Source organism: Winogradskyella sp. MH6, assembly GCF_022810765.1.
Classification (GTDB): Bacteria; Bacteroidota; Bacteroidia; order Flavobacteriales; family Flavobacteriaceae; genus Winogradskyella.
Window position 1 is genome coordinate 360,143 of the sequence record NZ_CP094494.1, and the last position, 13,430, is coordinate 373,572.

General features: G+C 34.3%; 11 protein-coding genes. 7 read left to right on the top strand and 4 right to left on the bottom strand.

All coding sequences use genetic code 11. From position 1 onward, the window contains the following. The first annotated feature begins 95 nt into the window (after positions 1 to 95). Entirely contained in the window at positions 96 to 542 is a 447-nt protein-coding gene (locus tag MST30_RS01725; RefSeq protein ID WP_243472689.1) for a HEAT repeat domain-containing protein, read from the top strand. A gap of 3 nt (positions 543 to 545) precedes the next feature. On the opposite strand, the gene MST30_RS01730 is transcribed toward MST30_RS01725, so the two are convergent. Next, positions 546 to 1,499, bottom strand: coding sequence for a GSCFA domain-containing protein (locus MST30_RS01730; protein WP_243472690.1), 954 nt, complete (start codon positions 1,497 to 1,499; stop codon positions 546 to 548). 36 nt (positions 1,500 to 1,535) lie between these two features. Continuing rightward, positions 1,536 to 4,145: an alanine--tRNA ligase gene (gene alaS / locus MST30_RS01735; protein WP_243472691.1), complete on the bottom strand. Its 2,610-nt coding sequence runs from the start codon at positions 4,143 to 4,145 to the stop codon at positions 1,536 to 1,538. Between the two features lie 227 nt (positions 4,146 to 4,372). Between alaS and MST30_RS01740 the strand changes: the two genes are divergently transcribed. The 6 genes from MST30_RS01740 to MST30_RS01765 are packed head-to-tail and all read left to right on the top strand — an operon-like array spanning position 4,373 to position 8,122. Then, a complete protein-coding gene (locus MST30_RS01740) occupies positions 4,373 to 5,344 on the top strand; it encodes a M23 family metallopeptidase (protein WP_243472692.1) in 972 nt (323 codons plus the stop codon). 1 nt (position 5,345) lies between these two features. Then, complete coding sequence (locus tag MST30_RS01745; protein ID WP_243472693.1) at positions 5,346 to 5,675, top strand: MerR family transcriptional regulator; 330 nt, start codon at positions 5,346 to 5,348, stop codon at positions 5,673 to 5,675. A 12-nt stretch (positions 5,676 to 5,687) separates the two neighbouring features. Continuing rightward, on the top strand, positions 5,688 to 6,284 hold the full coding sequence (locus MST30_RS01750) for a LemA family protein (RefSeq protein ID WP_243472694.1): 597 nt from the start codon (positions 5,688 to 5,690) through the stop codon (positions 6,282 to 6,284). Positions 6,285 to 6,299: 15 nt separating this feature from the next. After that, positions 6,300 to 6,737: a TPM domain-containing protein gene (locus MST30_RS01755; protein ID WP_243472695.1), complete on the top strand. Its 438-nt coding sequence runs from the start codon at positions 6,300 to 6,302 to the stop codon at positions 6,735 to 6,737. Next, positions 6,737 to 7,585 carry a TPM domain-containing protein gene (locus tag MST30_RS01760; RefSeq protein ID WP_243472696.1) on the top strand — a complete coding sequence of 283 codons (849 nt, stop codon included), beginning with the start codon at positions 6,737 to 6,739 and terminating at the stop codon, positions 7,583 to 7,585. Before MST30_RS01755 ends, MST30_RS01760 begins: the two co-directional genes overlap by 1 nt. 27 nt (positions 7,586 to 7,612) lie before the next feature. Continuing rightward, entirely contained in the window at positions 7,613 to 8,122 is a 510-nt protein-coding gene (locus MST30_RS01765) for a TPM domain-containing protein (protein WP_243472697.1), read from the top strand. Here MST30_RS01765 and MST30_RS01770 read toward each other — a convergent pair whose 3' ends face one another. Both MST30_RS01770 and MST30_RS01775 read right to left on the bottom strand, forming a co-directional pair. Then, the gene (locus tag MST30_RS01770) at positions 8,123 to 10,900 is read right to left on the bottom strand and encodes an outer membrane beta-barrel protein (RefSeq protein WP_243472698.1); all 2,778 of its coding nucleotides are present in this window, start codon (positions 10,898 to 10,900) and stop codon (positions 8,123 to 8,125) included. A 93-nt stretch (positions 10,901 to 10,993) separates the two neighbouring features. Beyond that, entirely contained in the window at positions 10,994 to 13,426 is a 2,433-nt protein-coding gene (locus MST30_RS01775) for a T9SS type B sorting domain-containing protein (protein WP_243472699.1), read from the bottom strand. Between the last annotated feature and the right edge of the window lie 4 nt (positions 13,427 to 13,430).

Below are 13,430 nucleotides of genomic sequence, written 5' to 3' on the forward strand. Positions count from 1 at the left end.
AAATTAAATATCTTGTGATTTACATCGATATTTGATAATTCTTATGTAACAAAACTCAAAAATCCACTACCTATAATTAACCGAAAATGCCATTCATGTTTTATCAAATTTCATATTGGTTCTTCAAATTGAAACTTTCTCAACCTTCTGAGAATGCAATTAACTATTGGATTGACACAAACGCAGTTAACAAACTTGAATATGCCTTAATCCATGGTAACTATAAGACTAGGCAATTAGCTGCAGAAGCATTAGAATTTGTTGGACAACCATCCTCAATTCCGGTGTTATTGGTTGCTATAGACGATAAAATCCAAAACGTATCCATTGCGGCTTTAAATACCTTAGAGCGTTTAGGAACTAAAGATGAATTGATAAAATCAATTATAAGAAAACGATTTAATTGGGTTAAGAACCTACGTGATAAAGAGGAACGGCAAAAAAGTGCTAAAGTTAAAAAACACAATATTTATCGTTGGGAACGTACTAGCAAAAAATCTTTTGAAATGGTAAAAGAAAGATTGAAACGGCCTATTCGATAAAAATCAACTGAACTTAATATGCGGAAATTCTTTCTGAATATCTTCTATCTCTAACTGAAGATTAGCAAGAAATTTTTGATGCGCATCTGAATTTGGATTAAAAGGACGATGCGCTTTTTTTGTTTGAATATTGGCCAACTTTTGAGAGATGCCTATAGCGTCTTCGGTTAACCAAACGGCTTTAAACTTTTCCCAAATGTACTCTAAAGCTACGTTATTTGGGTGAATCATATCTTGATTATAGTATCTATAATCTCTCAATTCATCCATCATAATCTCATAAGACGGAAAATAAAACATTTGCTTTCTAGGTTCTACTATCTGATGAATCGCAGACAACAAATGCGATTTGCTTATATTATTTTCTACAAAACCATCTTTAAGATGTCTTACAGGAGAAACTGTAAAAATGAAATTGACTTTAGGATTTACTCTACGTACTAAAGCAATTATATTTTCTAATGATGCAACAATATCGTTAATAGATAATAATTCCTTTTGAAATTGTTTTTGGGGAATTTTATGGCAATTAGCCACTATTCTATCTGTTGCAATATACCTGTAAACCCAAGCTGTACCCAGAGTAATAATGATGTGAGTTGATGCATTGATTTGTTGATGCATCAACTCAATTTGCTCATTTAATTTACTTAATAAATCGTCTTTTGAAACAGAATTCAACTTAGAATGTGCATCAAAACAACTCCAAATTTCATTGTGGTATATAAGTTCATCTTCGGTGTAAAAATCCTGATTTATACTTCTAGTGATTAAATTTTCCAAAGCCACAGGATGAAATAAAATTCCGAACGGATTTATCTCAGATTGAAATTTTAAATACTCAAACTTTCCTCCAATATTTTCTGAAAAACACGAACCTAAGAGCATCAATTTAGAACTGTAATCTATTTGATGATGTGGTTGCTTTTCTAATTTTATGTTGGTTTGAAGATTCATATTCAACGGGACCTTGAAACTAGTTCAGGAAGACGGCTAAAGATAATCTTTTGCTGCTTTTAAAGCTTCCTCAATACCTGCTGGATTTTTACCACCTGCAGTAGCAAAGAAAGGTTGGCCTCCACCACCTCCTTGAATGTGCTTACCTAATTCTCTCACAATTTGACCTGCGTTTAAGTCTTTTTCAGACACCAGTTCTTTAGAAATATAACAAGAAAGAATAGCTTTACCATTTGCCTCAGCACCAAACATTAAGAAGAGATTATTGAACTCGCTTCCAAGCTCAAAACATACATCTTTTATAGCACCAGCATCCAAATCTAACTTTTTTGCCAAAAACAGAACATCATTAATCTCTACCAACTCGCTCTTAAGTTCACCTTTAATATTCTTAGCTTTGTCTTTAAGCAGTTGCTCTACTTGCTTTTTTAGTTCAGCATTTTCTGCCTGTAGATTTTCTACAGCCTTTACAGGTTCATTAGGGTTTTTCAAAACCTCTTTTAGAGTATGATACTCCTTATCTATAGTTTCAAAATAATCACCAACAGCCATATTGGTAATAGCCTCTATTCGTCTTATACCTGCCGCTATTGCACTTTCAGATTTTATCTTGAAATACCATATATCTCCTGTATTTTGCACATGTGTACCTCCACACAATTCCATGGATTGCCCAAAACGAATAGCTCTAACACTATCTCCATACTTCTCTCCAAATAATGCCAAAGCACCTTCATCTAAAGCCTTCTGCATCGGAATGTTTCGTTGTTCTTCTAAAGGCAGATTTTCCTTAATTCTGGCATTTACAAAATCCTCTATTTGTTGTAATTGATCGGGTTCAACTTTTGAATAATGCGAAAAATCGAAACGCAAAGATTTTGGTCGCACTAAAGATCCTTTTTGCTCAACATGAGTTCCTAAAATAGTTCTTAATGCTTGGTGAAGTAAATGTGTTGCCGTGTGATTGCTTGCAGATAATCGTCTATATTCTTCATTAACCTGTGCCTTAAATGTATCGTTTAGATACTCTGGTAGATTTTTGGCAATATGCATAATCACATTGTTCTCTTTTTTAGTATCTAGTATGTATATCACCTCTCCGTTTGAAGCCTTAATGGTTCCTTTATCACCAACTTGTCCTCCACTTTCTGGATAAAATGGTGTCATATTAAACACCAATTGGTACTGCTCACCTTCCTTATTTGATGTCACTTTTCGATAACGCGTTAACTTTACATTAGCAGTTAAGGTGTCATATCCAATAAATTCTTCTTCATCATCTTCTTTCAATACAACCCAGTCAGACATTTCGGAAGCCGAAGCCGCTCTAGAACGGTCTTTTTGCTTTTTCATTTCAGTATTAAAACCAGCTTCATCAACTTCATATCCTTTTTCTTTGGCAATAAGTTGAGTTAAATCTAACGGAAAACCATAGGTATCATACAATTCAAAAGCCTTTGAACCAGCAATCGTTTTAGACTTAGCATTAGTAATAACTGTTTCTAATAACAATAAGCCTTGGTCTAGAGTTCTCAAAAAAGAATGTTCTTCCTCCTTAATCACGTTTTCAATAAGTCGTTTTTGACTCTTAAGCTCTGGAAAGGCAGTTCCCATTTGCTTACTTAAAGTATCGGTAAGTTTATATATAAACGGTTCTTTCTGATTTAAAAACGTAAATCCATAACGCACAGCTCGACGCAAAATTCTACGTATTACATAGCCTGCACCAGTATTACTAGGCAACTGACCATCTGCTATAGAAAATGCTACAGCTCTAACGTGGTCAGAAATAACCCTTATAGCAACATCTACTTTTTCGTCTTTACCATAATCTTTGTTTGTAATAGTTTCAATCTCACGAATTATTGGTGTAAATACATCTGTATCATAATTAGATTGCACACTTTGAAGCACCATACAAAGACGCTCAAAGCCCATACCTGTATCTATATGCTTGTTTGGGAGTGCTTCTAAAGAACCATTGGCTTTTCGGTTGTATTGCATAAAGACTAAGTTCCATATTTCTACAACCTGAGGATGATCCATGTTCACTAAAGATTTACCATCTACTTTGGCTTTTTCTTCTGCAGAACGTATATCTACATGTATTTCGCTACATGGACCACAAGGACCTTGGTCTCCCATTTCCCAGAAGTTATCCTTTTTATTTCCCATAAGAATACGATCTTCTGAAATGTATTGCTTCCAGATATCATAAGCTTCTTGGTCTATTTTTAGATTATCATCGTCGCTTCCTTCAAAAACAGTAACGTACAAAATATCTTTATCTATGCCGTAAACTTCGGTCAATAATTCCCAAGCCCAAGCAATAGCTTCTTTTTTAAAGTAGTCGCCAAAACTCCAATTACCGAGCATTTCAAAAAGTGTGTGATGGTAAGTATCATAACCCACTTCTTCTAAATCGTTGTGTTTACCTGAAACTCTTAAACATTTTTGGGTATCTGCAATTCGGTTACTTTTTGGCTCACTATTTCCAAGAAAAAATTCTTTAAAAGGCGCCATTCCAGAATTTACAAACATTAAGGTTGGATCGTTTTTAAGAACCAGTGGTGCAGAAGGCACTACAAGATGCTTCTTTTCTTCAAAAAAATTTAAAAACTTAGAACGAATTTCTTGAGACGTCATATATTAAAATTATAGCTTGTTTTGTTAATATTACCACAATTGCAAAACAATCTTTATATTTTCTCTGTCATTTTTATTTAATTTTATGGTCAGAGAGAACCTGATTCAAATATTTCAATTTTGGTAATTAAACCTAAAATGGAAATATTTTTGTAGGTTTGAAAGTTCGCAAAGTTTATAGAACACTTAATGTCCATTATTGCTGCAAAAATAGTATAAATTAGAACATGGCTAAGGTAAAATATTATTACGATGCTGAAACGCTTTCTTATCGCAAGATAAAGCGAAAAAAACGCACAACATTTAAGTACGCTTTTGTGTTTTTAGTTGCCGCTGCACTTTTTGCCTTTTTATTTATTTTTATTGCCGGGCAATACATAGAATCTCCTAAAGAGCGCCAACTCGCAAGAGAACTCCAAAACATGCAAATTCAGTACGAATTGTTAAACAAGCGCATGGACGATGCTATCGCAGCATTAGAAAATGTAGAAGAACGCGACAATGCCATTTACCGTCTGTATTTTGAAGCCAACCCAATACCTGAAGAACAACGACGTGCTGGATTTGGTGGTGTAAATAGATATAAAAAATTTGAAGGTTATGACAACTCTCAATTAATTGCAGAAAGTAACAAACGTTTAGATATTTTAGAAAAAGCCATTGTTGTACAATCTAAGTCTTTGGACGAAATTGCGAAATTAGCTGAAGACAAAGAAAAATTTTTAGAAGCCATACCTGCAATTCAACCTGTACGCAACGAAAACCTAACGCGCATGGCATCGGGTTACGGTTATAGAACAGACCCATTTACAAAAGCTAGAAAGTTTCATTTTGGTATGGATTTTACAGCACCAAGAGGTACTCCAATCTATGCCACGGGAAATGGTATTGTAAAACGTGCCGACAATCGAGCTTCTGGGTATGGAAAACATATTCGTATAGACCATGGTTTTGGATATGTATCATTATATGCACATTTGTACAAATATAATGTACGTGTTAACCAACGTGTAAAACGTGGAGATTTAATAGGTTATGTTGGTAGCACAGGACGTTCAGAAGCGCCTCACTTGCACTATGAAGTGTTTAAAGACGAGGAGCGCATTAATCCTATTAACTTCTACTATGGTAACCTATCGGCTACAGAGTTTAATGAGTTGCTAAGAAAAGCATCTCTAGAAAACCAATCCCTCGATTAATATGCATATAGATTTACCAGAAAAACGTTATTATGGTATTGGTGAAGTCGCCAAGGCATTTAAGGTGAACGCATCTTTAATTCGTTTTTGGGAAAAGGAGTTTGATATACTTAAGCCGAAAAAAAATGCAAAGGGTAACAGAAAATTTACACCAGAGGACATTAAAAACCTTAAATTTATTTACCATCTTGTAAAAGAAAGAGGGTTTACATTAGAAGGTGCAAAAGTGCATTTAAAAGAAGAAAAAAAACAATCTCTCGAAAAATTTGAAATTATTGAAAAGCTGGAAAGCATAAAAGCACAGCTTATTAAAATAAAAACACAACTTTAAAACTTATCAATTATGAAAAAATGGTTAGTACCTGTTATTGTTATTGCTATAATAGCATTTGGCGTCTACCAATGGGCTGTTGGTATTAATAATAAATCTGTAGAATTAGAAGCTAATGCCAAAACAGCTTGGTCTAATGTAGAAAGCACCTATCAAAGAAGAAATGACCTTTATAGTACAGTTATTAAAACTGTACAAGGTGCAGCCGATTTTGAAAGAAAAACACTAAATGAGGTTATAGAAGCTAGATCTAAAGCTACTTCTATGAATATAAATGTTGATGATTTAACTCCTGAAAATTTAGAAAAATTTCAACAAGCTCAAAGTCAATTAAGTGGTTCTTTTAGTAGACTAATAGCCTCTTTTGAACGCTATCCAGATCTAAAAGCTTCTCAACAGTTTAGGGATTTCCAAGCGCAACAAGAAGGCACTGAAAACAGAATTAACATTGCAAGAGATCGTTATAATGAAGCTGTAAACAAATACGACATTTATACTACTAAATTCCCAAACAAATTATTAGCTAGCTTGTTTGGTTTTAAAGAAATGGCTAGATATAAAGCTGACCCTGGAAGTGAAAAAGTTCCTGATGTAGAATTCAACTTTTAATAACAATACTACATTATGCCATATATTGAAGATTTCCTGACACAACAAGAAGAACAGGAAATCATTGAAGCCATTCGCATTGCAGAACTTGAAACCTCTGGCGAAATCCGTGTGCACATAGAACAAAAATGCAACATGGATATCTACGAACATGCTTTGGAAGTTTTTCATTATCTCAAAATGGATAATACTAAGGAGCAAAATGGTGTTCTTATTTATGTGGCAGTAGACAATAAGGCTTTTGTAATCTATGGTGACAAAGGCATTAATGATATTGTGGGTTCGGATTTTTGGAATTCTACAAGAGACAAAATAGCCTCTCAATTTAAAAATAGCAACTTTAAACAAGGGCTTATTAATGGTATTAAGGAAGCTGGCAAAGTACTTGCACAACATTTTCCTTGGGAACATGGAGACCAAAACGAGTTGGATAATTCTATTTCTAAAGGCTAATGTACAGACTAAAAAACACATCATTTAAAGTTGTAATAACTGTACTATCTTTTGTGTGGATATCTCTTGGGTATTCTCAATTTAAAATTCCACCAAAACCTAAAGATGCCAAGCAACATTTTGTTTATGATTATTCTAATTTATTAACTAAACAAGATAGCTCAGCCCTAAATGTAAAACTGAGGAGGTATGCAGATACTACTTCAACACAGATTGTTGTAGCTATCATTAATTCTACTGAAGGGGAATACATTAATTATCTTGGTGCACAATGGGGAGAAAAATGGGGAATTGGACAAGAAAAAGAGGACAATGGTGTACTTATTCTATTAGCAAAAAATGATAGAAAAATCGCCATCAATACTGGTAAAGGTGTAGAACACCTACTTACAGATGCATTAAGCAAACGTATTATTGACAGAGAAATCATACCATATTTTAAACGCAATGATTACTATGGTGGACTCAACAGAGGTGTTGACGTTATTTTTGAAGTCATGCAAGGTGAATACAAAGGCACCAGAAAAAACAGCAACGGTGAATTCCCTATAGCATTCTTTTTTGTGCTATTGGTCTTTTTTATCATTTTCATCATAGCTATTTCTAAAACACGTGGTGGAGGACGTGGTGGCGGTAACAGAGGCAACAGAAAAGACGATGATGCCAGAAGTATTCTTGAAGCCATTATATTGAGTAATATGGGACGCGGAAGCTACTCTAGAGGTTCATCTTCTGGAGGTGGTATTTTTGGTGGCTCTTCATCTGGTGGAAGCTTTGGAGGCGGAGGCTTTGGTGGTGGCTTCGGAGGCGGAAGCTTTGGTGGTGGAGGTGCCTCTGGTGGATGGTAATTTGTAATATTATATTTCTTTAAATTTATGCTTCAACCTTTAGGCAATAGGTTATTTATTCTATGTTTTATTTCTCTGTTTCTGTTGAATTGTAAAGAAACGAAAAACAGTATTAGTATAGATATTCCTGAAAACATTAACCAAAATATTGTTTATGATAGTACTGAATTATTCTCCAAAACAGAACGAGATTCATTAACCTATAAGATAATTCAATTCGAACAGCTAACCACAAATCAAACCGTCATTCTTACCATAGATTCCATTCCAAAAAATATGGACATCATGGAATTTGGCAAAGAAGTTGCAAATTCTTGGGGAATTGGCACCAAGGAAAAAGATAATGGGTTGCTCATTACAATTTCCAAATACGATAGAAAAATTGCTATCAATACTGGTTTAGGTACTGAAAAAACAATTTCTGATTACGAATGTAAAATCATAATAGATAATATTATGATTCCCAAGTTTAAAGAAAACAAATATTACGATGGTTTTAATAGAGCATTAGACTCTCTTTTTATTTTATGGGATTAACTAAAAAAAGAAGAAATCATCATCTCTAGTCTCGCCTTTAGAACCCAAGCTATTAAACTTGTAGCTAAAGCCAAGCATAAAGTATTGTCGTAAAACAGTACTTTGAGAATCTTGAATATAATCTTGTGTTGCTATACGTCTTGCATTGGTGTTTTGATTAAGTAAATCGTACACTTTTAAAGAAATCAACCCTTTATCTTTTAGAATACTATAAGTTAAAGTAGAGTTCCAAAACCATGCACTTTTCTGAAAGCCTTGAGCCACATTAGGATTATAATTAAATCGAATATCGTTTTCCCACTCAAATTTCTTGGGCAAGAACGTTGCTGTTCTTAATCCTGCATTGTGACGCGTAAAGTTTCTGTCATCAAACGCTTCAATATCATAGGCATTGTTTGAAATATTGATTTCGTAATAAGGTTTTAATTCCATCACCTTATCCCAAATAAAATCTATACCTAATCGTGGAGTTATAGTATTTACTGTACTAGCGTATTGCACATCGTTATTAAAGTTGATGTTCTTACTTCTGTTGTATCGTGTTCTAAAATTAAGCTTTACAGATTTTAAGGTATCTAACTTAATTTCCTTACTATAAGTAGCAGACACACCAAAACTAGAGTTACCATCTACATTCTCATATGTTGTTGTTCTCACTAATGTTTCAGGATCTATAACTGTTTTAGAAACGACCTGATTGTTGGTAAAACTAGCATTGACATTGGCGTAAAACCCTGTTCGTTTTTGCCAATCAAACCCATTATAACCTGCATAAAAACTATGTCTGTTAGATGGCTCTAAGTTAGGATTACCAATGATAATGCTTAATGGGTTTGACACATCTGTAAATGCTTGTAACTGACGCAAGGCTGGAGGATTATTACTCAACCAGTAACTACCATAAATAGAGGCTTTAGGACTAAATCGATAATTTACTCTATAACTTGCTTCCAAGTTTTTAAACTGTCGTTCTACATTGAACTGAGGTCTCAATAAGTCATTATTTTCTAACGTGCGAATATTATAACCAATATTTAATCTTGTATAAAATTTTTCACCACTGTAAGTTACACCAACTGTAGGTATACTCCTTGAGTCTGTATATTCAAAATCTGTACTCAATGCTGTATTAAACTCACCAAACTCTTGAGAAACATCATTAAAATCAAAGGTGCTCTCTCGATTTTTTTCTTTGTCTCTTGAAAACTCATATTCAAAATTTAGAAAAAACTTCTTGGCAATTATTGGCAGCCTATAGGTTAATTGAGTTGAAAATCCATAACTATCATTAACTCCATCCGTAAACTGATCTCTAACAATAGTTTCTGGTTCGGTGCCAAAAATTTCAGCAACCGAGTTCAAAAAATCGTCACTTTCTTGTTTGCTCACATTAGTTTCTAGCTCTGCTCTTACAAAGGCGCCTTTGCTCCCAAAACGCTTTGTCGCAGATATATCTGCCGAAAATTCCCTAGCATAACTTTCTACATCAGAATTTACCGAAGATTGATTGGTAAGCACCATATCTTCATCTAAAGTTTCCTCATTGCTATTGTAGAATGTTCTGGTTTTAGAATACCCAAAAGAAGGTTCTATATTAATTTGAAATGTAGAATCTGTTTCAATCTCAAATTCGAGATTTGCAGAATGGCTATCGGTATCATTATCTGATCGCGATCTAGAATTTGTAAAAAATCTTGAGTCTGCTAAAATGGTTTCGCGCTCTGTTATGGTTTCATTTTCAGAATTACTGGATGAGTTAAAATAATCTGCAGAAATATCTACAGTTTCTCCAATTACATCGGCATAATTTAAGCCAGCATTTCTAGATGTTGTAATACCTTGGCCTCCGCCAAAAGATCGACCGTCAAATCTAAAAGAACCATTACTATTAATATATACACTACTGGCATTACCAAACATTTTAGACAGTTCACCAAAACTAAAACCAGGTGAGTTTATATTATTTCCACCTGCAAGAACACTGATACGTCTATCATTATCAAAAAGGTTAACCATACCAGCGTATTCGTAGCGATCATCTGTACCAGCACCAGCAGCAACTCTACCAAAAACACCTTTATTGTTTTCTTCTTTTATGGTTAGGTTTATGGTTTTATTTTCTTTGTCTCCAGCTTCTCCAGAGAAAGCTTCGGACTTTGTTTTGGTATCTACAACCTGAATTTTTTCAATAATATCTTTAGTTAGATTTTTTGTTGTTATGGTTGGGTCATCACCAAAAAACGGTTTTCCGTTCACCAAAATTTTATTTACTTCTTTACCATTTACAGTTATTTTACCTTCTTCGTCTACTTCTACTCCTGGCAACTGCTTTAATAAATCTTCTACAGTTGCATCTTTTTTGGTTTTAAAAGACTTTACATTAAACTCTAAGGTGTCTTTTTTTATGGTTATAGGAGCCGTAGATTTTATAAGCACTTCATTGAGCTGATTATCTAACTGCATAGAAATGGTCTTTAAATCTATCACATCCTTTGTTACATCTATTTCCTTTTTATAGACTCCATAACCCACATAAGATGCAAAAAAGTTAAGACGCTCATCAAAGGTTCGTCCTTCAATTTTAAAAAAGCCGTTTTTGTCTGAAATGGTATAAGAAACAATACTACTATCCTTAATACGCTCTAAATAAACTGTTGCAGATTCTATGGGCAGATTAGAATCTTCGGCGATTAGTGTTCCTGTAATTTTGAAAGTTTTTTCTTGAGAAAAAGTAAAACATGCAAAGAGTAATGCAAAAACTAAACTTAGTTTTTTCATAGAGATTGATTGATGGTTAATAAAATAGCTAAAGCTTTAACGCAATAAAATAATAAATCGTATGAATTTTCTTAAAAGAACTATAAAATTTTTCTAACGCTTTAAAGCGAAGTGGCCTTTAAAAGTTCTTCCTTCAGCTAATTTTGCCTCAAACCAGTAGTCATCAGATGGTAATAATTTCCCGTTGTAAGTACCATCCCATTGGGAGTTTGACTCATTCAGAATTGTGATGAGTTTTCCAAATCGATTAAAAACCTTAACCGAAGCAGTTACAGGAAACTGAGATGAGAATCCACTAATCTGCCAGGTATCATTAACTGTATCACCATTTGGTGTAAAGAATTTTGGAAATCCTAAAACTGATATATCTTCTGAAACAATACCACAATCTGCTTTTATGTCTTTGATGTAAACTGTATGCACTCCTGCTGCCACATCTTCAAAAGTATTAGACTCTTGATATGGTCCATTTTCATCATCTAAGGCATAGAGATATTCACCTTCTCCTGAGGCTAAAATTGTAATGGTATTATTCTCAGAAATGTCCGTTATTTCAATCGTTTCAATCGTAGCTGTGTTAGAAGCTAAAACCGTAATCACACGCTGATTTGTACAACCATTTGGTCTTGTAACATCTACCGTGTATGTTCCTGGTTCGTTAACATCAATATTAATTGTTGTTTCTCCTGTTGACCAGTTGTAATAATAATTGTTTGGCACATCATTAACTATACCTCCATATAGTGAAATGGTTTCCGGAAATGTATTTAAACAATAAAAAACGGTTTCGTCCTCTAAGAGTTCAGGAAGTGGCTTAACATTCAACACCACTTCAACTATACTATGACAATTACCATCTTGTTGAACACGAGCATAAATAACTTGATAGTACGGTTGGTTATTTGTGTAATTAGTATTTAACGGGTTTTGAAGCAGCAAAGCATCGTTATAGGTTTCATAAAACCCTTCAACCTCTTTATCAAACCCTTCGTTTGCATAAATAACTGTTTCTGCTACCATGAGATCAAAGCTTACCAATCCTGTTTCATCTAAACTATCACACGCTTCTAAAGTAACAGATTGAGACAACTCAGTATTTACAACCAAAAGTACTTCTGCCTGATTACTACATTGTGTTATTGTATTGGTTGCTACAACAAAAACGGTTTGATTATTGACTGTATTGATATAACTCTGATCATCAATCTGATTTAAAAAATCGGCATCAGAATAGTATGCAACCTCGATATTAGACAAATCTCCACTTACAATAGCATCATTGTATTCACTTAGATTGAAATTTGCAGAACCATCTATAACCTCATCCTCACATTGTACTATTGTAATATCGTTTACACTTGGTATTGGATTAACCGTTACCGCAACAGGAAAACGCTGTGATGCGTTAGAACACATTGACACGGAAGGATCTATCCAAAACGTTGTAGATTCTGTTAACATAACATTATATGAAAGCCCTGAATAGACTGGAATTATAGAAGTTTCTGAAGTATACCAATCCGCTTGGTTAGTTGAAGACTCTATATTTATTGTTACCTGTTCTGTACCACAAACGGATACATCTTCAGACAAAATCCTCGGCATTATAATAGTACTATATGCGGAGAGATTAATTTCGGGCTCATTGGGCAATCCTCCAAATTCTACAATATATCCTTGAGGATGATAATCACCACCAGGATTTGTATCTCCTGTAACAGCTAGATCATTCCAAGACCCAAGGATACCAATATTTGGTGAAGTTATATGTGCATAATCTTCATCACCTGCGTTGTTAGGTTCTCCAGAATTCCAATATGAAAACTCACCATTTACTGGATTGCCATTAGCAGTACCTTGCCAAAAAACGGTACCTGCTTCTGGTCCTGTTTCCCATTTCCACGTTCCCTCTGTTTCTGCATCTGATGCACCTATCCATCCGGTACCAGAGGTTTGCTCACCAGTTAATTGTACTTCTTCTTCTGAAGTTATTGTTGCCAAATAACCTGTTAATCCATAATAATCTTGATTAGCAGCTGCGTCTCTAGCTTGCGTCCAAGTTATACCAGGACTAGAGACATAAAAATAATAATGACCTGTACTTGGTAAATAATTAGCATTACCAAGATTTATAGAAAACTGTCTATCTTGTGTAAAGTTGGTTTGAGTGGTCTGAAAAAGCACATCCTCAATTGCAGATTCGAACTCTGCAAAAGTTGCTGGTCCAAATAATGCAAGTTGCCCCTGAGCTGCATTCCAAACTGAAGAGATATTTGGATGTACACCACTTAAAACTAATGTATCTTCACCTAACTCATAACCTTCTGCAATTTGTATAAATACCTCTTGTAAGGTTGTATCTTCTGGGTTTGGGTCTGTAATAGAAACAGATGTCACAATATTCATTGGAGTATCTGAACAATAATACTGCTCTCCTATTACACTTATTTCTGGCGGAGCGTCTTGAGCAAATAGCCTAAATGATAGTACTAATGCACCAAACAAAAACAACTTATGGATTTTCATAGCA

Bases quoted from the DNA above. Each gene is read 5' to 3' on its own strand.
- MST30_RS01725 (WP_243472689.1), top strand. From the start codon at position 96: ATGTTTTATCAAATTTCATATTGGTTCTTCAAATTGAAACTTTCTCAA.
- MST30_RS01730 (WP_243472690.1), bottom strand. From the start codon at position 1,499: ATGAATCTTCAAACCAACATAAAATTAGAAAAGCAACCACATCATCAA.
- alaS (WP_243472691.1), bottom strand. From the start codon at position 4,145: ATGACGTCTCAAGAAATTCGTTCTAAGTTTTTAAATTTTTTTGAAGAA.
- MST30_RS01740 (WP_243472692.1), top strand. From the start codon at position 4,373: ATGGCTAAGGTAAAATATTATTACGATGCTGAAACGCTTTCTTATCGC.
- MST30_RS01745 (WP_243472693.1), top strand. From the start codon at position 5,346: ATGCATATAGATTTACCAGAAAAACGTTATTATGGTATTGGTGAAGTC.
- MST30_RS01750 (WP_243472694.1), top strand. From the start codon at position 5,688: ATGAAAAAATGGTTAGTACCTGTTATTGTTATTGCTATAATAGCATTT.
- MST30_RS01755 (WP_243472695.1), top strand. From the start codon at position 6,300: ATGCCATATATTGAAGATTTCCTGACACAACAAGAAGAACAGGAAATC.
- MST30_RS01760 (WP_243472696.1), top strand. From the start codon at position 6,737: ATGTACAGACTAAAAAACACATCATTTAAAGTTGTAATAACTGTACTA.
- MST30_RS01765 (WP_243472697.1), top strand. From the start codon at position 7,613: ATGCTTCAACCTTTAGGCAATAGGTTATTTATTCTATGTTTTATTTCT.
- MST30_RS01770 (WP_243472698.1), bottom strand. From the start codon at position 10,900: ATGAAAAAACTAAGTTTAGTTTTTGCATTACTCTTTGCATGTTTTACT.
- MST30_RS01775 (WP_243472699.1), bottom strand. From the start codon at position 13,426: ATGAAAATCCATAAGTTGTTTTTGTTTGGTGCATTAGTACTATCATTT.